17 protein-coding genes and 1 pseudogene are annotated in these 21962 nt (G+C 58.8%); 8 read left to right on the top strand and 10 right to left on the bottom strand.

Features of this window, described 5'->3' with window-relative positions; genetic code table 11:
* Positions 1-214: 214 nt before the first annotated feature.
* Positions 215-2923: a magnesium-translocating P-type ATPase gene (mgtA, locus tag ABFI50_RS11570; RefSeq protein WP_333109505.1), complete on the top strand. Its 2709-nt coding sequence runs from the start codon at positions 215-217 to the stop codon at positions 2921-2923.
* 199 nt (positions 2924-3122) lie between these two features.
* Positions 3123-5507, top strand: a complete 2385-nt coding sequence (locus tag ABFI50_RS11575) for a family 20 glycosylhydrolase (RefSeq protein WP_347484052.1) — start codon at positions 3123-3125, stop codon at positions 5505-5507.
* An 85-nt stretch (positions 5508-5592) separates the two neighbouring features.
* Here ABFI50_RS11575 and gbpA read toward each other — a convergent pair whose 3' ends face one another.
* From gbpA to ABFI50_RS11600, 5 genes are all read right to left on the bottom strand, one after another.
* Positions 5593-7044, bottom strand: a complete 1452-nt coding sequence (gbpA, locus tag ABFI50_RS11580) for an N-acetylglucosamine-binding protein GbpA (protein WP_347484055.1) — start codon at positions 7042-7044, stop codon at positions 5593-5595.
* 133 nt (positions 7045-7177) lie between these two features.
* Positions 7178-7564 carry a 2-iminobutanoate/2-iminopropanoate deaminase gene (gene ridA / locus ABFI50_RS11585; RefSeq protein ID WP_014882305.1) on the bottom strand — a complete coding sequence of 129 codons (387 nt, stop codon included), beginning with the start codon at positions 7562-7564 and terminating at the stop codon, positions 7178-7180.
* 74 nt (positions 7565-7638) lie between these two features.
* A complete protein-coding gene (gene pyrI, locus ABFI50_RS11590) occupies positions 7639-8100 on the bottom strand; it encodes an aspartate carbamoyltransferase regulatory subunit (protein ID WP_014882306.1) in 462 nt (153 codons plus the stop codon).
* A 12-nt stretch (positions 8101-8112) separates the two neighbouring features.
* Positions 8113-9045 (bottom strand): aspartate carbamoyltransferase, encoded by a 933-nt coding sequence (gene pyrB, locus ABFI50_RS11595; RefSeq protein ID WP_014882307.1) that lies wholly within the window; start codon positions 9043-9045, stop codon positions 8113-8115.
* 34 nt (positions 9046-9079) lie between these two features.
* On the bottom strand, positions 9080-9184 hold the full coding sequence (locus ABFI50_RS11600) for a pyrBI operon leader peptide (protein ID WP_022646880.1): 105 nt from the start codon (positions 9182-9184) through the stop codon (positions 9080-9082).
* Here ABFI50_RS11600 and ABFI50_RS11605 point away from each other — a divergent pair.
* Positions 9164-9281, top strand: a pseudogene (locus ABFI50_RS11605) (hypothetical protein). The gene ABFI50_RS11600 and the pseudogene ABFI50_RS11605 overlap by 21 nt on opposite strands.
* Positions 9282-9284: 3 nt before the next feature.
* On the opposite strand, the gene ABFI50_RS11610 reads toward ABFI50_RS11605, so the two are convergent.
* From ABFI50_RS11610 to arcA, 5 genes are all read right to left on the bottom strand, one after another.
* Positions 9285-9764 carry an ArgR family transcriptional regulator gene (locus ABFI50_RS11610; RefSeq protein WP_014882308.1) on the bottom strand — a complete coding sequence of 160 codons (480 nt, stop codon included), beginning with the start codon at positions 9762-9764 and terminating at the stop codon, positions 9285-9287.
* Between the two features lie 80 nt (positions 9765-9844).
* Entirely contained in the window at positions 9845-11248 is a 1404-nt protein-coding gene (locus ABFI50_RS11615) for a YfcC family protein (RefSeq protein ID WP_045134401.1), read from the bottom strand.
* Positions 11249-11295: 47 nt separating this feature from the next.
* Positions 11296-12300, bottom strand: a complete 1005-nt coding sequence (argF, locus tag ABFI50_RS11620; RefSeq protein ID WP_023310201.1) for an ornithine carbamoyltransferase — start codon at positions 12298-12300, stop codon at positions 11296-11298.
* Positions 12301-12326: 26 nt separating this feature from the next.
* Positions 12327-13238 (bottom strand): carbamate kinase, encoded by a 912-nt coding sequence (gene arcC / locus ABFI50_RS11625; RefSeq protein WP_032637623.1) that lies wholly within the window; start codon positions 13236-13238, stop codon positions 12327-12329.
* Positions 13239-13248: 10 nt separating this feature from the next.
* Positions 13249-14469, bottom strand: coding sequence for an arginine deiminase (gene arcA, locus ABFI50_RS11630; protein ID WP_014882312.1), 1221 nt, complete (start codon positions 14467-14469; stop codon positions 13249-13251).
* Positions 14470-15144: 675 nt separating this feature from the next.
* Between arcA and ABFI50_RS11635 the strand changes: the two genes are divergently transcribed.
* The 5 genes from ABFI50_RS11635 (at position 15145) to ABFI50_RS11655 (ending at position 21962) form a co-directional block, all read left to right on the top strand.
* Positions 15145-15597, top strand: coding sequence for a YhcH/YjgK/YiaL family protein (locus tag ABFI50_RS11635; RefSeq protein ID WP_196361700.1), 453 nt, complete (start codon positions 15145-15147; stop codon positions 15595-15597).
* Positions 15598-15842: 245 nt separating this feature from the next.
* The gene (gene yagE / locus ABFI50_RS11640; RefSeq protein WP_347484062.1) at positions 15843-16751 is read left to right on the top strand and encodes a 2-keto-3-deoxygluconate aldolase; all 909 of its coding nucleotides are present in this window, start codon (positions 15843-15845) and stop codon (positions 16749-16751) included.
* A gap of 14 nt (positions 16752-16765) precedes the next feature.
* Positions 16766-18733, top strand: a complete 1968-nt coding sequence (gene yagF, locus ABFI50_RS11645; protein WP_014882315.1) for a xylonate dehydratase YagF — start codon at positions 16766-16768, stop codon at positions 18731-18733.
* Positions 18734-18957: 224 nt separating this feature from the next.
* Positions 18958-20340, top strand: a complete 1383-nt coding sequence (locus ABFI50_RS11650; protein WP_014882316.1) for an MFS transporter — start codon at positions 18958-18960, stop codon at positions 20338-20340.
* A gap of 11 nt (positions 20341-20351) precedes the next feature.
* Positions 20352-21962, top strand: a complete 1611-nt coding sequence (locus tag ABFI50_RS11655; RefSeq protein WP_273960858.1) for a glycoside hydrolase family 43 protein — start codon at positions 20352-20354, stop codon at positions 21960-21962.

The raw sequence follows: 21962 nt of genomic DNA on the forward strand, positions 1-21962 counted from the left end.
TACTTACCGGAGGCTCCATGGATCCCGATCCCACACCTCTCCTGAACGGGAGAACACGTTCTTTCCGGTAAGCCAGCTTTTGCTGTCTCACCGGTGATGTGAGGCAGCAACGTCCCAAACGTTCCTGCTTGAAAAATTGAGTGCCTGACAGGTACGGCTTTGCCACGCCTGAAGGGAATGCTGCGTCCGCCGTTGCGGATGCGGAGGAATGACTATGTTTAAAAATATCACCCGGCAGCTGCAGGCCCTGCTGAGCCGCCACCTGCCACATCGTCTTATTCAGCGCGACCCGCTGCCCAATGCTAAAAACATCGCGGGTGCAGCGATTCCCGCTTCCCTGACCGAACGCTGCCTGAACGTGGCGGCAATGGATGAGAACGAAGTCTGGCGCGCCTTTGGCGGCCACCCGGAAGGGCTGAACGCGACGGAAGTGGACAAAATCCGCGCCGTGCACGGCGATAACCACATTCCGGCGCAAAAACCGTCTCCGTGGTGGGTGCACCTGTGGCTCTGCTACCGCAACCCCTTCAACCTGCTGCTGACCGTGCTCGGCATCATCTCCTACGCGACGGAAGATCTCTTTGCCGCTGGGGTGATTGCTCTGATGGTGGGGATTTCCACGCTGCTGAACTTTATTCAGGAAGCCCGGTCCACCAAAGCGGCGGACGCCCTGAAAGCGATGGTCAGCAACACCGCGACCGTCTCGCGCGTGATTAACGACCTCGGCGAAAACGCCTGGGTGGAGCTGCCCATTGACCAGCTGGTGCCGGGTGACCTGGTGAAGCTGGCCGCGGGGGACATGATCCCGGCGGATTTACGCATCATTCAGGCGCGGGATCTGTTTGTCGCCCAGGCCTCCCTGACCGGGGAATCCCTGCCCGTTGAAAAGGTGGCGCGCAGCCGTGATCCGCAGCAGATGAACCCGCTTGAGTGCGACACCCTGTGCTTTATGGGAACCACGGTCGTCAGCGGTACGGCGCAGGCGATTGTCACCGCGACCGGGGGCAACACCTGGTTTGGTCAGCTTGCCGGACGCGTCAGCGAGCAGGAGAGCGAGCCGAATGCCTTCCAGAAAGGGATTGGCCGCGTCAGCATGCTGCTGATCCGCTTTATGATGGTGATGACGCCGATTGTGCTGTTGATCAACGGCTACACCAAGGGCGACTGGTGGGAGGCGGCGCTGTTTGCCCTCTCCGTGGCCGTTGGCTTAACGCCGGAAATGCTGCCGATGATTGTCACCTCCACGCTGGCGCGTGGGGCGGTGAAGCTCTCGAAACAGAAAGTGATCGTCAAGCACCTCGACGCTATCCAGAACTTTGGCGCGATGGACATTCTCTGCACCGACAAAACCGGCACCCTGACGCAGGATAAAATCGTGCTGGAGAACCACACCGATATCGCCGGTAAAACCAGCGAACGCGTGCTGCACAGCGCGTGGCTGAACAGCCATTACCAGACCGGGCTGAAGAACCTGCTCGACGTGGCGGTGCTGGAAGGGGTCGATGAGGAAGCCGCCCGCACGCTCTCCGGTCGCTGGCAGAAGGTGGATGAGATCCCGTTTGATTTCGAGCGCCGCCGCATGTCGGTGGTGGTGAGCGAGCAGCCGGACGTGCACCAGCTGATCTGCAAAGGCGCGCTGCAGGAGATCCTGAATGTGTCGACGCAGGTGCGCCATAACGGTGAGATCGTGCCGCTGGACGACACCATGCTGCGCCGCATCAAGCGCGTTACCGACAACCTGAACCGTCAGGGGCTGCGCGTGGTGGCGGTGGCGAGCAAGTTTCTGCCCGCGCGCGAGGGGGACTATCAGCGTATCGACGAATCCGATTTGATCCTCGAGGGTTACATCGCATTCCTCGATCCGCCGAAAGAGACCACCGCGCCTGCGCTGAAGGCGCTGAAGGCGAGCGGTATCACCGTTAAAATCCTCACCGGCGACAGCGAGCTGGTGGCCGCGAAAGTGTGTCACGAAGTCGGGCTGGATGCGGGCGAGGTGGTCGTGGGCAGCGACATTGAGCCCCTGTCCGACGACGAGCTGGCGAAACTGGCGCAGCACACCACGCTGTTTGCCCGCCTGACACCGATGCATAAAGAGCGCATTGTTACCCTGCTGCGTCGTGAAGGGCACGTTGTGGGCTTTATGGGCGACGGCATCAACGATGCGCCCGCCCTGCGTGCCGCGGATATTGGCATCTCCGTGGACGGCGCGGTGGATATCGCCCGCGAAGCGGCGGATATTATCCTGCTGGAAAAAAGCCTGATGGTGCTGGAGGAGGGCGTTATCGAAGGGCGTCGCACCTTCGCCAACATGCTCAAGTACATCAAAATGACCGCCAGCTCCAACTTCGGTAACGTGTTCAGCGTCCTGGTGGCCAGCGCGTTTCTGCCGTTCCTGCCGATGCTGCCGTTGCACCTGCTGATCCAGAACCTGATGTACGACGTGTCCCAGGTGGCGATCCCGTTTGATAACGTCGACGACGAGCAGATCCAGAAGCCGCAGCGCTGGAACCCGTCCGATCTGGGGCGCTTTATGCTGTTCTTTGGGCCGATCAGCTCCATCTTCGACATCCTGACCTTCTGCCTGATGTGGTTTGTGTTCCATGCCAACACGCCGGAACATCAGACCTTGTTCCAGTCCGGCTGGTTCGTGGTGGGTCTGCTGTCGCAAACGCTGATTGTGCATATGATCCGCACGCGCCGCATTCCGTTCATCCAGAGCCGTGCCGCATGGCCGCTGATTGTGATGACGGGCATTGTGATGGCGCTCGGCATCGCGCTGCCGTTCTCGCCGCTGGCAAGTTACCTGCAGCTTCAGGCGCTGCCGCTGAGCTACTTCCCTTGGCTGGTGGCGATCCTCGCGGGCTACATGGTGCTGACGCAGATGGTGAAAGGGTTTTATGCGCGTCGGTATGGATGGCAGTGATTTTTTGCCGGGTGGCGGCTTCGCCTTACCCGGCCTACTCCCGTCACGTAGGCCTGGTAAGCGCAGCGCCACCGGGCAATAGCTTTCTTCCCAAATTTAACAACCTGTGATCGCCGTCGGCGCATTCGCTTGACGACAATTTATACGCATGTTAACAGAATGTTTTGCCTTTATTTGGCCCGTCAGATAAGGAACATTCATGTTACGGTACAGTCTCTTAACCGCCGGGCTGCTGCTCGGCGCCTCTGCCTTTGCCGCCCCGGCAGGGGATCTCCCGTTAATGCCCTGGCCTGCGAAGGTGGAACGCCCGACCACGCAGGGCGCACTGATGCTCACCAGCCAACTTTCCGTGACCGTCAGCGGCGACGATCTTGGCGACGCGGTCAACCGCCTGCGTCAGCGTATCGCCCTGCAAACCGGCTGGACGCTACAGCCGCAGGCTGAGCAACCGGACAAACCGACCATTCGCATCGCCATCGCCAAAAAGGTGAAGCCACAGCCGCTGCCGGACAGCGATGAAAGCTATAAGCTCACGGTGGATGCCAACGGTGTGAACATCTCCGCCAACACCCGCTTCGGCGCGCTGCGGGCGATGGAAACGCTGCTTCAGCTGGTGCAAAACGGCGCGGAAAACACGTCGCTGCCGTGGGTGACCATTGAAGACGCGCCGCGCTTCCCGTGGCGAGGGCTGCTGCTCGACTCGGCGCGCCATTTCATTCCCATCGTGGATATCAAACGCCAGATTGACGGCATGGCGGCCGCAAAGCTTAACGTCCTGCACTGGCACTTAACCGACGATCAGGGCTGGCGCTTCAGCTCGAAGCGTTACCCGAAGCTGACGCAGCTTGCCAGCGACGGGCTGTTCTATACCCCTGAGCAGATGCGCGAGATTGTTCGCTATGCCACCGAGCGCGGCATCCGCGTGGTGCCGGAGATTGACATGCCGGGCCACGCCTCGGCGATTGCTGTGGCCTACCCGGAGCTGATGAGCGCGCCGGGGCCCTACAAAATGGAGCGCAACTGGGGCGTGCTGAAGCCGGTGCTTGATCCGACCAAAGAGGCCACATACGCCTTTGCTGACGCGATGGTCAGCGAACTGGCGGCGATCTTCCCGGATCCGTATCTGCACATCGGCGGGGATGAGGTGGACGACAGCCAGTGGAAAGCGAACGCCGCGATCCAGACGTTCATGCGCGACAACAGACTGGCGGACAGCCACGCGCTGCAGGCCTATTTCAACCGCAAGCTGGAGACGATCCTCGAGAAACATCATCGGCAGATGGTCGGCTGGGATGAGATCTATCATCCTGACTTACCGAAAAGCATTCTGATCCAGTCCTGGCAGGGGCAGGACGCGCTGGGTAAGGTGGCGCAAACCGGCTACAAGGGAATTCTTTCGACCGGTTTCTACCTCGATCAACCCCAGTCCACCGCCTATCACTACCGCAATGAAATCGTTCCCCAGGGGCTGAATGGCGTGGACGTGATAGCAGACACCGACAGCGCCCAGAGCTGGGCCTTCTCCATGCCGCGTCTGAAAGGCAAGCCGGTCGAGGGGAGTTTTACCCTGGTGAAAGGGGACGCCGGCTGGCGCGGTTTTATTGATTTTGCCGGGAAATCCCGCCGTGCGGTGCAGGATATTGCGTGGCGCGACGACAATCAGGTGACGTTTACCGTTGATACCTGGATGGGCGAAACGCGCCCGGTCGTCTGGGTCGATAACGACAAGCTCACCGGTTACTTCCTGGTGGGCAATACCCGCTATCCGATTAGCGGTACCCGTCTGGACGAGGTGCCGAAAGGGATCCCACCGGTAGTGCCGGACGTGGCGAATCAGGCTAATTTGCTCGGCGGAGAAGCCGCGCTGTGGGCGGAAAACGTGGTCGCACCGGTGCTGGATATCCGCCTGTGGCCGCGGACGTTTGCGGTGGCGGAGCGGTTATGGTCCGCGCAGGACGTCAATGATGTCGACAACATGTATACCCGCCTGCAGGCGATGGACAGCTGGACGACGGTGTCGGTTGGCCTGCAGCAGCATACCCAGCAGCAGGTGCAATTCACGCGGCTCGCGAATAATGCCGACACGTTGCCGCTGCAAATCCTCGCGCAGGCGCTTGAACCGGCCCAGTATTACACCCGTCAGCACCTCAAGTTCCAGGCGGGAAACTATCACCAGTTTGAGCCGCTTAACCGCCTCGCGGATGCGCTGAATGCGGAAAGCATCACCGTGCGTCAGATGAACAAATGGGCGGACCGTCTGGTCAGCGATGCGGAAGACACGGAAAGCGCCGACGCGCTGCGCCACGTCTTTAATCGCTGGCAGAGCAACACCAGCGACGCGCTGGCGCTGAGCGAAAACAGCTATCAGCTGAAGGCGATTAAACCGGTGATCCTGGAGGTGGATAAGCTTGCCGCAATTGGCCTGAGGCTGACGGATCTGGTGGCGCGACAGGGCACGCTGGATGACAAAGAAATCGCCTCGATTCAACGCGAGCTGGATAACGCGGCGAAGGTGCAGGACGAAGTGGTGATTGCTGCGGTGTATCCGCTGGAGACGCTGCTCAGGGCGACGCGAAACCAGTAACATAAGCGCCCGGTGGCGCTACGCTTACCGGGCCTACGTGACATGTAGGCCCGGCAAACGAAGTGCCGCCGGGCGTAAAGGCAACTCAGTTCTTCAACACCCACGCCTCTTTCCAGTCTGAACCCACGCCGGGCTCGAACTGGGTAGAGGTCGAACTGTACTGCTTGCAGTACCCACTGTACGGGAATGGCTTGCACTCGTAGGTCTTACCGTCTTTGGGCTGCAACACCACGGTGCCCGCCTTATAAGAGGCAAGGTTATCCGGGAAGATAAAATCAGATTTACCGGTATCGCCGGAGGTTGCTTCACCTTCGAGCATCATATCCAGCACGTCCTGCGCGAACAGGGTGCCGGCTTTATTGGTGGCGTAGTATTTCAGCATGTGGTGCCCTGGCGTGACGTTTGTCAGGTTCATGGTCACATCCTGGTTGCTGTTATTCATATCCTGCTTCAGATAGCCTTTTTCCGCTCCGGGATGGTTCAATACGTGTGCTTCAAGGTTCACGTCACCCTGCGTATTGACGTGGAATGTCACCGTCGCGGCACCGTGAGTCACTTTGCTGTAATGCAGGTCAGTCACGGCAATGGATTCATTAACCACCGCTTTTTGCTCTTCATAAGAGATAGCCACTGACTTTAGCGTACTGTCTTCTTTTACGAAGACGCTGTTTGCGCCGTGAACCGGGCTAACGTCTCCGCTTTCATCCTTCACGCCGACGCGCACGTCGTGATGAGCGCTGTTAATTTTTTGCGCCAGATCGTAGGCCCACTGGTTGGCATCTCCCTGTTGAGCCGAGGCGATAGTCAGCTCGGTCGCCATGGAGGCGATTTCGCCGTTGGCATCGAAGAAGCGAGCAATTACTTTATCGCCCACGTTGAGGTTGTTACCCGCAACCTGGCCGCTCAGCGTTTTGCTCCAGACGGAGGCGGCGACCGGGGTTTCATCCGGCGTGACGTTGCCGCCGTTACCGAAGTCCACGTCGATGGCCTGATAGAAACTGTTGGGCGTATCGGCAATTTCCCACACGCCGTAAATCACCTGATAACCGGTACGTTCCGGCACGTTACAGTTCATCGACTGGGTCATTGCGGGCGCCTGGCCGTTGCCGTTTACCGTACAAAACGGCGTTAAGTCGAACTGGTCGCGGGTCAGCGGCTTATTCGGGTTCCAGTTTTGTTTGGTGATGTAATAGCGCCAGTTGGTGGTTTTGTGCGGCGCGGTGTGATGCCAGACAAACTGATGTACCCCGGCGGTCATCGGCGTTTTGGTCCAGGCATTCTGGCTTTGCTTATCAAGCTGCGAGTAGTTGGCAATCCCGGCGCTGGCGAGTTCGCCATCCGGCGGCAGGCTCCCTGACGGGAAACCGGAGGCACGCTCTACGCTCTGGGGTTCATATTCCACCAGACCGCAGTCAATGTTTTGTCCCTGTTTACACATATAAGCGCGGCTGGCAGGGGATTCGATATAGCCGTGTGCCAGCGCAGAAGAGGCTACCGTAAGAGTGGCCATAGCCAACGCAATTCTGGAGATTTTCATTTTTGTCCGAAACGGGAATTTATAAAGGTGTGCGAGTGTATTTATTCCCGGACCGCGTCGTCATCGTATTACGAAGGTAAAAATAGCCAAATAAAAAAGGCAGCCGAAGCTGCCCTGGTTTGCCTGAAATTGATTAGCGGCGCACGGCGATCGCTTCGATTTCAATTTTCACGTCTTTTGGCAGACGCGCCACTTCAACGCAGGAGCGCGCCGGGAAGGTCGCGTTGTGTTCGGTAAAGAATGCTTCGTAAGTGGCGTTAACGGTCGCGAAATCGTTCAGATCTTTCACGAACACGGTCGTTTTCACGATGTCGCCCACTTTCAGACCGGCAGATTCAACGATAGCCTGCACGTTTTCCAGCGACTGACGCGCCTGTGCCGCTACGTCGGCTGGCACTTCACCGGTTTTTGGGTTCACCGGGATCTGGCCCGAGGTGATGATCATGCTGCCCAGATCAACGCCCTGAACGTACGGGCCGATAGCCGCGGGTGCATTTTCCGTCGCGAGTACTTTGGTCATGATTTCTCCAGAATAACAGCTGATTAAATGTTCCCGGCCATTATAGGGAGGCCGGGATCCTTTACCAACCTCAATTAGTTGGCCAGCACCACATAATGAGAAAACTCTTTTTCGCAGTATTTGCATTTGAGTGCGATGTCATCAGCGCGTTTTTTCACTGCAAAACTGGATGAAACCGGCTCAGCATGACTGATGCAGTTGCTGTTCGGACAGACCAGCACGCTCTCGATGCGATCCGGCAGGCCAGGATGGGATTTGCCGACCACTTCATACTCGTCGATGCGGTTGACGGTGGCATCCGGTGCGTACAGCGACAGCTGGTTGACCTGCTCGTCGGTCAGGAAGGTATTCTCGATTTTGATCAAGTCCTTGCGGCCCATCTCGCCCGACGGCAGGTTCAGGCCAATGGTGATGCGCTGATCGGTCTCGGTCAGTTTGAACAGCGTCAGCAGCTTAAAGCCCACCTGCGCAGGGATGTGGTCAATCACGGTGCCACGTTTGATGGCTTCAACCTGGAGTTTGTTATCGTGTGTCATGGTCGTCTCCCCTTACAGAGCTAAATCGCGATTCAGAACCAGTGCCAGTAACGCCTGGCGGGCGAAGATACCGTTCCCGGCCTGCTGGAAGTACCAGGCGTGCGGCGTTTTATCCACGTCTGTGGTGATCTCATCGATGCGCGGCAGCGGGTGCAGCACCTTCATGTTGTCGCGCGCGCCGTCGAGGTCGCTGGCGCGCAGGACAAACTGCGCCTTCACGTTGGCGTACTCGGAAGGATCCAGACGCTCTTTCTGCACGCGGGTCATGTAGAGAATATCCACGTGGCTCATCACCTCTTCGATGCTGGCGTGCAGGCTCCACGCAATGCCTTTTTCGTCCAGCATATCGAGAATGTACTGCGGCATCGCCAGCGCGTCTGGGGCGATGAAGAAGAAGCGGTTGCCGTTAAATTTCGCCAGCGCCTGGGTCAGGGAGTGGACGGTGCGGCCATATTTCAGGTCGCCGACCATGGCGATGTTCAGGTTCTCCAGCGTGCCCTGCGTCTCCTGAATGGTGAACAGATCCAGCAGGGTCTGCGTCGGATGCTGGTTAGCACCGTCCCCGGCGTTCAGTACCGGGATGCCACCGGAAAACTCGGTCGCCAGGCGCGCCGCGCCCTCCTGCGGGTGGCGCATCACAATCGCGTCTACGTAGGTGCTGATCACTGAAATGGTATCCGCCAGGGTCTCGCCTTTTTTACCCAGCGACGTGTTGCTGCTGTCTGAGAAACCCACCACGCTCGCGCCAAGGCGATGCATGGAGGTTTCAAAGGAGAGGCGGGTGCGGGTTGAGGCTTCAAAGAAGCAGCTCGCAATCACCTTGTGCTTCAGCAGCTCCGGTTGCGGATTGGCCTTCAGTTTTGCCGCGGTTTCCAGAACCAGTTCCAGCTCTTCGCGGCTGAGGTCGTTTATGGAAATGATGTGTTTTTGATAAAGCGGATTCATGTTTATCTCCTGACGCCGGGCAAAAAAAAGCCCCTCAAATGAGGGGCTCTGGGAATAGATTAAGCAACGGGAAGAAAAACGGCAGGCCAGCGTCTGATTTCAGACGCGGTAAGACGTTATGTCGTACACGCTTGACCATGCTTCCTCCCGGCAAATTGTCGGGCATTATACGCAGCTCGCTTTGCGGATCAAGCGATTTAATGCACGCTTTACTCAATGCAAACGGTTCTTTGTGAATATTAATGCGTTCTGAGTAAATAATTAATTTGCTTATGCACCAGCGCGGTGCGCTTCACCACCCGAGGGGCGACCCAGACGATACTGCTTCCGGCCACCACGCCTAAAATTTCCGGTAACTGGTGATAATCCAGGATACGCGCCACCGCGCGGCCATATCCGGCAACGGTATGGATAAGGATAAATTCGCTATTGTGCTCAACGCTCACCACCATTTCGGACACGGTGCGCGCGGCATCAGGAGCCGGGCGCAGCTGGGGATTCAGCGAATAAATCTTTAGCCCTTTGGCATTTCGAATTTTTATGACACCGAGCAACTTGAGCAGACGTGAAACGGTGGACTGGCTGATGGTCTCAAAACCCCGCTCCTGTAAGTCGCGGCGGATCTCCTCCTGAGAGAGATAGCCCTTTTCCGCGATCAGACGCTGGCAGACCGTTAGCTGTAGTTGCTCTTTGGGAGAGTACTCTTCGTAATCCATCATAGTTCCCATATCAGTTCCCGAAATAACCGGTGACACCGCACCGATCCACAGGCCGGATAAGCGCAGCGCCATCCGGCAAATTACAACAACGCCCCCAGACTTAACGCCACCATAATCACCACCGTTAAAATCCCCAGCAGCGGCGCGACCCATTTCAGATAGCGCACGTAAGGCACTCGGGCGATAGCCAGCCCGCCCATTACGACGGCAGAGGTGGGAGTGATCAGGTTAACGATACCGGACGCCGACTGGTAAGCCGTAACCACCAGGTCGCGGTTGACGTTAGCGAAATCGGCAAGAGGCGCCATGATCGGCATCGTCAGAACGGCCAGGCCGGACGAAGAAGGCACAAGAAACGACAGCACCACCTCCAGCCAGTACATCACGTTGATGAACGCCACCGTCGATAAGCCGGTAACCATTCCCTCGGCGCTGTGCAAAATGGTGTGGGTAATCATGCCCTTATCCATGATCACTACGATACCGCGCGCGATACCGATAATCAGCGCGACGCCCAGCAAATCTCGCGCGCCGTTGATAAAGGTTGAGGTCAGTTCCTCTTCGCTCATGCGGGCGATCAGGCCGACGATTATTGCACTGGCGAGAAACACCGCTGAGATCTCCGCCATCCACCAGCCGAGCACCGCCACGCCGTAGATCATGACCGCGAAGGCAAGGGCGAAAATCACCAGGATGATTTTGCGCACCGGTGTGAATTCCAGCGACTGTTCGCCCTTGTTGCCGAGGAAGTGGGCGAGGTTCTCCTCCTGTTTGTCCGCAACGATGGAGAGAGACGGATCCTTGCGCACTTTGCGGGCATAGCGCATCACCCACGCCACACAGATGATCCACCCGATGACCAGCAGCGCCACGCGCAGGGCGATACCGTTGGTGAAGGGGATCCCGGCGGCGTTGGCGGCGATCACCGTCGCGAACGGGTTAATGGTGGAGCCAAGCGTGCCGATCCCGGCGCCGAGCAGCACGGTGGAGGCGGCTACCACCGGGTCGAAACGGGCGGCCAGCATCACCGGTACCAGCAGGGTATAGAACGGCAGGGACTCTTCGGCCATGCCGTAAATGGTGCCGCCTGCGGCAAACAGCGCCATCAGGATCGGGATCATCCACTCTTCGCGACCGCGCAACCGGGTGGTGACGCGTTCGATCCCGGCGTCAATGGCCCCGGTTTTGGTGACGATCCCAAGGAATCCCCCGATGATCAGTATAAACAGCGCAACGTCGATCGCCCCGGCCTGGCCGGACTCGGGATCGTACAACCCGGCAATCGGGGCCATCAGCACGGAAACCAGTCCCTGCGGATGGGCCGCTACGTGCGCATAGGTTCCGGCAACCGGCACGTCCTTGCCGAGCGCCTCGTTCATGGCCATGTGATACTGCCCGGCCGGAACAATCCACGTCAGGACGGCAACGACGGCAATCAGAAAAAAGAGAATGGTGTATGCGGAGGGAAATTTGAACTTGCCCATGATGTTCTCCTGAAACCCGGCGCACCCCGCGGCGCGCCGGGCGGTGATTAGTCGCCGAGTGTCGCCACCATGACCGCTTTAATGGTATGCATGCGGTTTTCTGCTTCATCAAAGACGATAGAGTTCGGGGATTCGAAGACCTCTTCCGTCACCTCCAGCCCTTTCAGGCCATAGGCCATTTCGATTTCGCGGCCCACTTTGGTGTGCTCGTTGTGGAACGCCGGCAGGCAGTGCATGAACTTGACGTTCGGGTTGCCGGTGGCTTTCATGACGTCCGCGTTGATTTGATACGGCTTCATCAGGCTGACGCGTTCGGCCCACGCCTCTTTCGGCTCGCCCATGGAGACCCACACGTCGGTGTAGAGGAAATCCGTCCCGCGCACGCCTTCTTCCACGTCGTCGGTCAGGGTGATGCGCGCCCCCGTTTCTTTCGCGATGGCACGGCACTGCTCAACCAGACCCGCTTCCGGCCAGAAGGATTTCGGTGCCACCAGGCGGATGTCCATCCCCATTTTGGCCGCGCCGACCATCAGGGAGTTGCCCATGTTGTTGCGTGCGTCGCCGAGATAAGCAAAGCTTAGCTCCGGCAGGGTTTTGCCCGGCGCGTGCTCCAGCATGGTCATCAGATCGGCGAGGATCTGCGTCGGATGGAATTCGTCGGTCAGGCCGTTCCACACCGGTACGCCCGCGTATTCACCCAGCTCTTCAACAATCGCCTGGCCGTAGCCGCGGTATTCGATACCGTCATACATACGCCCCAACACGCGGGCGGTGTCTTTCATCGACTCTTTATGGCCGATCTGCGATCCGCTTGGGCCGAGGTAGGTCACCTGCGCACCCTGGTCAAACGCGCCCACTTCGAAGGCGCAGCGGGTGCGGGTGGAGGTTTTTTCAAAGATCAGGGCGATGTTTTTGCCGACCAGGGTTTGCTTTTCGCGTCCGGCTTTTTTGGCCGCTTTCAGCTCGATGGCGAGGTCGATCAGGTACTGGATCTCCGCCGGGGTGTAGTCCAGCAGTTTCAGGAAGTTGCGGTTTTTCAGGTTGATGGTCATATGGGAAATCCTTTTTAAATGTATGTTCAGTTACGAATCAACGTGCCTTTCTCGCCCGCCAGAATCTCTGCCCCATCGGCCAGCGCGCCGATTCCGGCAATGCCGTTGCAGGCTTCAACAAACTCGCGGCAGGCGGCCACTTTCGGCCCCATCGATCCGGCGTCAAACTGCATGCCTCTGAGCAGTTCTGGCGTCACCTGCGCCAGCGGGCGCTGGGTCGGTTTTCCCCAGTCGAGGTACACCGCGTCGGCATCGGTGAGGATCAGCAGGGCGTCGGCCTCAATCTGGCGCGCCAGCAGGGCGGCGGAGAGGTCTTTGTCGATCACCGCCTCAATGCCGTGATAGCCGTTGGCGTTTTCCACCACCGGCACGCCGCCGCCGCCGTTGCAGATCACCAGGTGGTCGCGCTGGATCAGCGCCGTGATGGCGTCGCTCTCGACGATGCGTTTCGGCTGCGGTGACGGCACCACGCGACGGAAGTAGCTGCCGTCGGCCTTAAACACCCAGCCTTTTTCCGCAGCCAGCGTTTTTGCCTGGGCTTCGCTGTACACCGGGCCGATGTATTTGGTCGGGTTGCTGAACGCCGGGTCGGCGGCGTCCACTTCCACTTGCGTAAGCAGGACGCTCACCTCACGCTGCGGCAGGCTGTTTTTCAGCGCCTGCTGGAGCATGTAGCCGATCATCCCCTGGCTTTCGGCACCAAGAACGTCCAGTGGGTAAGGGGTCACTTTGTCGTAGGCGCTGTTCTGCAGCGCCAGCAGCCCGACCTGTGGACCGTTGCCGTGAACCAGCACCACGCGCCACTGCGCCGTGAGCCCGGCGATGGTGCGGGCGGCCTGCTCAATGTTCTGGCGCTGGATCTCTGCTTCCAGCGGCTCGCCGCGCTTCAGCAGTGCGTTGCCGCCAAGGGCCACAACCAGAGTGGGTTTTCGTTCCATGATGGCTCCTTTAAATTCCGTCGCGTTCCAGTGGGCAGCTCATGCAGCGTGCGCCGCCGCGGCCGCGTCCCAGCTCATCGCCCGGGATAGGCAGCACGGTGATGCCGGCTTTGTCGTACTTCTCGTTAGTCCAGACGTTGCGCTCGTAGCCAATCACCACGCCGGGACGGATGGTCAGAACGTTGTTGGCGTCGTTCCACTGTTCGCGTTCGGCTTCAAAGGCGTCGCCGCCGGTGGTGATCAGGCGCACCTGGTTAATGCCGAGCGCTTTCTCGATGGCGTGCAGCAGGTCGGTTTCCTGGGTACGTTGCAGGCCGCCGCGCCCGTCCGGGGTGAGCGTCCAGCACTGGGCGTCTTTGCGCACCACTTCCGGGTAGACGGAGAAAGTGTCCACGTCGATGTGGGTCATCACGGTGTCGAGGTGCATGCAGGAGCGATGTTTTGGCAGCTCAACGGCGATCACGCGCTCGGCCTGGCGGTGTTTGAACAGGCTGTTGGCGAGGAACTCCACGCCCTGCGGCGTCGTGCGTTCGGACATGCCGATCAATACCGCCCCGCGACCAATCACTAATACGTCGCCACCTTCCAGGGTAGCGTGGTCGTAATTAATATTTTCGTCGCCGAAATACTTAATAAAATCGCCGTCGGCAAATGCCGGATGCCAGCGATATATTGCCCGAAGGTTATTGGTTTCACGCTGACGGGCGGGTTTAGCCATCGGGTTAATGGACACGCCGTTATAAATCCAGCAGGAAGTGTCGCGGGTAAATAAATGGTTCGGCAGCGGCTTCATAATAAAGTCATTGGCCGTGTGGGTATCTACCACCATATTTTTGATGGCCGCCGGAATTTCGCCGTAGGTTAATCCGCCGCTTAATCTGCGCGCCAGTTCACGGTGCGGCATGTCCGCCAGCCAGCCGCGCACGTCGCCCGCAAAGGTAGGTCCGAGGCGATAGTCCGAGATTTGCGTCTCCAGCAGCCAGGCTTTCGCTTCAGTAATATCAAGCGTTTGTGTCAGGAGGTCGGTTAACAGCAGGACTTCCACACCCTGCTCGCGCAGCGTGTTTGCGAAGATATCATGCTCTTCGCCCGCCCGTTCAACCGAGAGCACATCATCGAAAAGCAGTTCCTGACAATTCGATGGCGTTAAACGTTTCAGACTTAAATTTGGGCGGTGCAGCATAACGCTACGCAATTGACCAATTTCAGAACCGACGTAATGCTTTTCCATAATTATTCCTTTAACTGTTTTTCAGAATAAAAAGGGCATGCGCCATGTGATGTGTTTAATTTCATGGCGGCTAAGCTCAATTGATTTCGTGGTTCATACTAGGCGGTTAAATAATCATTATTGTGATGCAGTTCACGCGAAAATGGATATTAAGGTGTTTGTTTTCATTTGCATGATTCGCATCAGATAATGATTAATTTCATATTATTGGCACGTGAATAGCTAAGCAGCATTCGGTGGCAATATTTGTATTTGTTATTATTTTGTAGAATTTAATGTTTCGAAATAATTAGTTATATCATTGATTTTAAAAGTTAAAATTTGGTGGAGGGAATAGCTATGCAATAATGTCAGTTAACTATTTTTGACTTAAGGAAAATCCATAAATAATTATGGGTTTATAAAGGAAATTATTAAAGTGATAAAATGTGATACGGCAGCAGGTTTTGTGATTTACGCTTTCGATTCAGGAAGTTATGTTGGCGCTATCACGCGCGCGAAATGAGGTTATGCATAACCGCTGCATAATTGCCTGTGTGTGATTAACAGTGAATTAACACCTTTCCCGATAAACATGCGCTCGCGCAAAGGTCACAGAAAAAGGGCTGGTATGGCAGCGCGAACTCTCGTATAAAAGACGAAAATGAAACGTTGTTTTACATTGAGAGGTTTTTCATGATCATCGGCAACATCCACTATCTGCAGCCCTGGCTGCCTGACGCGCTGCGCCAGGCCATTGACTATATAAAGCGCCACGTCACCGACGCCACGCCGCCCGGCAAGCATGATATCGATGGCAACACTCTGTTTTATCTGGTCTCGGAAGACATGACTCAGCCGTTTGCTGAACGCCGCGCCGAGTTTCATGCGCGCTATCTGGACATCCAGATCGTGATGAAGGGTCAGGAAGGGATGACCTTCAGCACCCTGCCGCACGGTACGCCGGATACCGACTGGCTGGCGGACAAAGACATCGCGTTCCTGCCGGAAGGCGAGCAGGAGAAAACCGTGGTGCTAAGCGAAGGGGATTTTGTGGTGTTCTGGCCTGGCGAAGTCCATAAGCCGCTGTGCGCGGTGGGGGCGCCTGCTAAGGTGCGAAAAGTCGTGGTGAAAATGCTGATTGAATAACCCTTTACCCCTCACCCTAACCCTCTCCCCACAGGGGAGAGGGGACTGCACCGAGCCGTCTTTTCTCCCTCGCCCCTTTGGGGAGAGGGCCGGGGTGAGGGGGACAATCTGTGATCCAGCTTAAATTTCCCGCACTCCCTCCTCATCTCCCATTTACCTGCGCTTTTTCTGCGTCATAGTATGATCGTTAAATTAATGAACGCTGTTCTATAATGTAGAACAAAATGATTCAGCAAGGAGATCTCATGCCGCAGCCAGTGTTGTTTACGGGAATCATTCCCCCTGTCTCCACCATTTTTACCGCCGATGGCCAGCTCGATAAGCAGGGCACCGCCGCGCTGATCGACGATCTGATCGCCGCAGGCGTTGATGGCCTGTTCTTCCTCGGCAGCGGCGGCGAATTCTCCCAGCTCAACGCCGAAGAGCGTAAAACCATTGCCCGCTTTGCTATCGATCATGTCGATCGTCGCGTGCCGGTTCTGATCGGCACCGGCGGCACCAACGCCCGGGAAACCATTGAACTGAGCCAGCACGCGCAGCAGGCGGGCGCGGACGGCATCGTGGTCATCAACCCCTACTACTGGAAAGTGTCGGAAGCGAACCTGATTCGCTATTTCGAACAGGTGGCCGACAGCGTCACGCTGCCGGTGATGCTCTATAACTTCCCGGCGCTGACCGGGCAGGATCTCACGCCAGCGCTGGTGAAAAACCTCGCCGACTCGCGCAGCAACATCGTAGGCATTAAAGACACCATCGACTCCGTCGCCCATCTGCGCAGCATGATCCACACCGTCAAAGCGGCCCACCCACACTTCACCGTGCTGTGTGGCTACGACGATCATCTGTTCAATACCCTGCTGCTCGGCGGCGACGGGGCGATCTCGGCGAGCGGCAACTTTGCGCCGCAGGTGTCGGTAAATCTTCTGAAAGCCTGGCGCGATAAGGACGTGGCGAAAGCGGCTGAGTATCATCAGACCTTGCTGCAAATCCCGCAGCTGTATCAGCTGGATACGCCGTTCGTGAACGTCATTAAAGAGGCGATTGTACTTTGCGGTCGCCCGATCTCCACGCACGTGCTACCGCCCGCTTCACCGCTGGACGAGCCGCGCAAGGCGCAGCTGAAATCCCTGCTGCAACAGCTCAAGCTCTGCTGAGCCGGAAGATAACCATGACCATCGAGAAAATTTTCACTCCACAGGACGATGCGTTTTACGCGGTGATCACCCACGCGGCGGGGCCGCAGGGCGCGCTGCCGCTGACCCCGCAAATGCTGATGGAATCCCCCAGCGGCAACCTGTTCGGCATGACGCAAAACGCCGGGATGGGCTGGGACGCCAACAGGCTGACCGGCAAAGAGGTGCTGATCATCGGTACCCAGGGCGGCATCCGCGCCGGGGACGGACGCCCGGTTGCGCTGGGCTACCACACCGGGCACTGGGAAATTGGCATGCAGATGCAGGCGGCAGCGAAGGAGATCACCCGCAACGGTGGGATCCCGTTCGCGGCCTTCGTCAGCGACCCGTGCGACGGGCGCTCTCAGGGCACGCACGGCATGTTCGACTCCCTGCCGTACCGCAACGACGCGGCGATCGTGTTTCGTCGTCTGATCCGCTCTCTGCCGACGCGCCGGGCGGTGATCGGCGTGGCAACCTGCGATAAAGGGCTGCCTGCGACCATGATCGCGCTGGCCGCCATGCACGATCTGCCGACCATTCTGGTGCCGGGCGGCGCGACGCTGCCGCCGACCGTGGGTGAAGATGCGGGCAAGGTGCAGACCATCGGCGCGCGCTTTGCCAACCACGAGCTGTCGTTGCAGGAGGCCGCCGAGCTGGGCTGTCGCGCCTGCGCGTCGCCGGGCGGCGGGTGTCAGTTTCTCGGCACGGCGGGCACTTCTCAGGTGGTTGCGGAAGCGCTGGGACTGGCACTGCCGCACTCCGCGCTAGCACCGTCCGGGCAGGCGGTGTGGCTGGAGATCGCCCGCCAGTCGGCGCGGGCGGTGAGCGAGCTGGATAACCGCGGCATCACCACGCGCGATATCCTCACCGATAAGGCCATCGAAAACGCCATGGTGCTCCATGCGGCGTTCGGCGGTTCCACCAATTTACTGCTGCACATACCGGCCATCGCCCACGCGGCGGGCTGCACCCTTCCTGACGTCGCGCACTGGACGCGCATCAACCGTAAAGTTCCGCGCCTGGTGAGCGTGCTGCCCAACGGCCCGGACTACCATCCGACCGTGCGCGCGTTCCTGGCTGGCGGCGTGCCGGAAGTGATGCTTCACCTGCGCGATCTCGGCCTGCTGCATCTGGATGCCATGACCGTGACCGGCCAGACGGTGGGCGAGAACCTCGACTGGTGGCAGGCCTCGGAACGTCGGGCGCGCTTCCGTCAGTGCCTGCGCGAGCAGGACGGCGTCGATCCGGATGACGTGATCCTGCCGCCCGAGAAGGCCAAAGCGAAAGGGCTGACCTCAACGGTCTGCTTCCCGACGGGCAACATCGCGCCGGAAGGATCGGTGATCAAGGCCACGGCGATCGACCCGTCGGTGGTCGGTGACGATGGCGTTTACCGCCACACCGGTCGGGCGCGGGTGTTTGTCTCAGAAGCGCAGGCGATTAAGGCCATCAAGCGGGAAGAGATTCAGCAGGGCGATATCATGGTGGTGATCGGCGGCGGACCGTCCGGCACCGGCATGGAAGAGACCTACCAGCTCACCTCCGCGCTGAAGCATATCTCGTGGGGCAAAACGGTGTCGCTGATTACCGATGCGCGCTTCTCGGGCGTGTCGACGGGCGCCTGCTTCGGGCACGTGTCGCCGGAGGCGCTGGCGGGCGGGCCGATCGGCAAATTGCGCGATAACGACATCATTGAGATTGCCGTGGATCGTATGACCCTGACGGGCAGCGTGAACTTTATCGGCACGGCGGACACCCCGCTGACGCCGGAAGAGGGCGCGCGCGAGCTGGCACGGCGGCAGACGCATCCGGACCTGCACGCCCACGACTTTTTGCCGGACGATACCCGGCTATGGGCAGCATTGCAGTCGGTGAGCGGCGGCACCTGGAAAGGCTGTATTTATGACACCGATAAAATTATTGAGGTAATTAACGCCGGTAAAAAAGCGCTCGGCATTTAATTATTTCCAGGAAAAAACGTCTGCGGAAAATATTCCGCGGACGGCTTTCCCGTTTCTGTAATTTATTAATTTAAACAATCAGTTGCGATATATCGTTGGCGTCACAAAAGCAAAATAACATAATTCAGAAATAAGATATGACCATTGATGGTTAATTGAACAGCTCATTACACTCCATTAACACGATGTTGTTATTCAGCACACGACATAAGGGTGTAAATCTGATGACGCAATTAACCATGAAAGACAAAATTGGCTACGGGCTGGGTGACACCGCCTGCGGCTTCGTCTGGCAGGCCACGATGTTTCTGCTGGCCTATTTCTATACCGACGTCTTCGGCCTGTCGGCGGGCATTATGGGCACGCTTTTTTTGGTCTCCCGCGTGCTCGACGCCGTCACCGACCCGCTGATGGGGCTGCTGGTTGACCGCACCCGCACGCGGCACGGCCAGTTCCGCCCGTTCCTGCTGTGGGGCGCGATTCCGTTTGGCATCGTCTGCGTACTGACCTTCTACACGCCGGACTTCTCGGCGCAGGGCAAAATCATCTACGCCTGCGTGACCTACATTCTCCTGACCCTGGTCTACACCTTCGTTAACGTGCCGTACTGCGCCATGCCGGGCGTCATCACCGCTGACCCGAAAGAGCGTCACGCCCTGCAATCCTGGCGTTTCTTCCTGGCGGCGGCGGGGTCGCTCGCCATCAGCGGCATTGCCCTGCCGCTGGTGAGCATCATCGGCAAAGGGGACGAGCAGGTGGGCTATTTCGGCGCCATGTGCGTGCTGGGGCTGAGCGGCGTGGTGCTGCTCTACGTCTGCTTCTTTACCACCAAAGAGCGTTACACCTTTGAGGTGCAGCCGGGCTCGTCGGTGGCAAAAGATCTCAGGCTGCTGTTCGGCAACGGCCAGTGGCGCATTATGTGTGCCTTTAAGATGATGGCGACCTGTTCCAACGTGGTGCGCGGCGGGGCGACCCTCTACTTCGTCAAATACGTGATGGATCACCCGGAGCTGGCGACCCAGTTTTTACTCTATGGCAGCCTCGCCACCATGTTCGGCTCGCTCTGCTCCTCCCGCCTGCTGGGCCGCTTTGACCGCGTCACCGCCTTCAAGTGGATCATCGTTGCCTACTCGCTGATCAGCCTGCTGATTTTCGTCACCCCGGCGGAGCATATCGCCCTGATTTTCGCCCTCAACATTCTGTTCCTGTTCGTCTTTAACACCACCACGCCGCTCCAGTGGCTCATGGCCTCTGACGTGGTGGATTACGAGGAGAGCCGCAGCGGGCGCCGCCTCGACGGGCTGGTGTTCTCCACCTACCTGTTCAGCCTGAAGATTGGCCTGGCGATTGGCGGGGCGGTGGTGGGCTGGATCCTGGCGTACGTGAACTACTCCGCCAGCAGCAGCGTGCAGCCGGTTGAGGTGCTGACCACCATCAAAATTCTGTTCTGCGTGGTGCCGGTAGTGCTCTACGCGGGCATGTTCATCATGCTGTCGTTCTACAAACTCACCGACGCCCGCGTGGAGGCCATCAGCCAGCAGCTGATCAAGCACCGCGCGGCCCAGGGTGAAGCCGTTCCCGACGCCGCGACAGCCGCATCCCATTAACCGGAGGCACTATGGAAATCACTAACCCGATACTCACCGGCTTCAACCCGGACCCGTCCCTCTGCCGCCAGGGCGAGGACTACTACATCGCCACCTCGACCTTCGAGTGGTTCCCGGGCGTGCGCATCTACCACTCCCGCGACCTGAAAAACTGGTCGCTGGTCAGCACCCCGCTGGACCGCGTGTCGATGCTGGACATGAAGGGCAACCCGGACTCCGGCGGCATCTGGGCGCCGTGCCTGAGCTACGCCGACGGCAAATTCTGGCTGCTCTATACCGACGTGAAAATTGTCGACTCGCCGTGGAAAAACGGCCGCAATTTCCTCGTCACCGCGCCGTCCATTGAGGGACCGTGGAGCGAGCCGATCCCGATGGGCAACGGTGGGTTCGACCCGTCCCTGTTCCACGACGACGATGGCCGCAAATATTACCTTTACCGCCCGTGGGGGCCGCGCCACCACAGCAACCCGCACAACACCATCGTGATGCAGGCGTTCGATCCGCAGACCGGCACCCTCTCGCCGGAGCGTAAGACGCTGTTTACCGGCACGCCGCTCTGCTACACCGAAGGTGCGCACCTGTATCGCCACGCAGGATGGTACTACCTGATGGTTGCCGAAGGCGGCACCAGCTACGAACACGCCGTCGTGGTGCTGCGTTCAAAAACGATCGACGGGCCGTACGAGCTGCACCCGGACGTGACGATGATGACCAGCTGGCACCTGCCGGAGAACCCGCTGCAGAAGAGCGGCCACGGTTCGCTGCTGCAGACCCACACGGGGGAATGGTATATGGCCTACCTCACCAGCCGCCCGCTGCGCCTGCCCGGCGTGCCGCTGCTGGCCTCCGGCGGGCGCGGCTACTGCCCGCTGGGGCGCGAGACCGGCATCGCCCGCATTGAGTGGCGCGACGGCTGGCCGTATGTCGAAGGTGGTAAGCACGCGCAGCTGACCGTGCCCGGCCCGCACATGGCGGAGCAACCTGCGGCCGCTCAGAACAGCTGGCGGGACGATTTCGACGCCAGTTCGCTTGACCCGGAGCTGCAGACCCTGCGCATTCCGTTCGACGACACCCTCGGCTCGCTCACCGCGCGCCCCGGCTATTTACGGCTCTACGGCAACGACTCGCTTAACTCGACCTTCACCCAGTCGACCGTGGCGCGCCGCTGGCAGCACTTCACCTTCCGGGCGGAGACGCGGATGCAGTTCTCGCCGGTCCACTTCCAGCAGAGCGCCGGGCTGACCTGCTACTACAACAGCAAAAACTGGAGCTACTGCTTCGTGGACTACGAGGAGGGGCAGGGGAGAACCATAAAGGTGCTCCAGCTCGACCACAATGTGCCGTCATGGCCGCTGCACGAGCAGCCGATTCCGGTACCGGAGAGTGCGCAGAGCGTCTGGCTGCGCGTCGATGTGGATACGCTGGTCTATCGCTACAGCTACTCGTTCGACGGCGAGACGTGGCACACCGTGCCGGTAACCTATGAGGCGTGGAAGCTATCGGACGACTACATCGGCGGGCGCGGCTTCTTCACCGGCGCATTTGTGGGGCTGCACTGCGAGGACATCAGCGGTGACGGCTGCCACGCGGACTTCGACTACTTTACCTACGAGCCGCTGTAG

It is taken from the genome of Enterobacter sp. HNDS-6 (genome assembly GCF_039850505.1).
Taxonomy (GTDB): domain Bacteria; phylum Pseudomonadota; class Gammaproteobacteria; order Enterobacterales; family Enterobacteriaceae; genus Enterobacter; species Enterobacter kobei.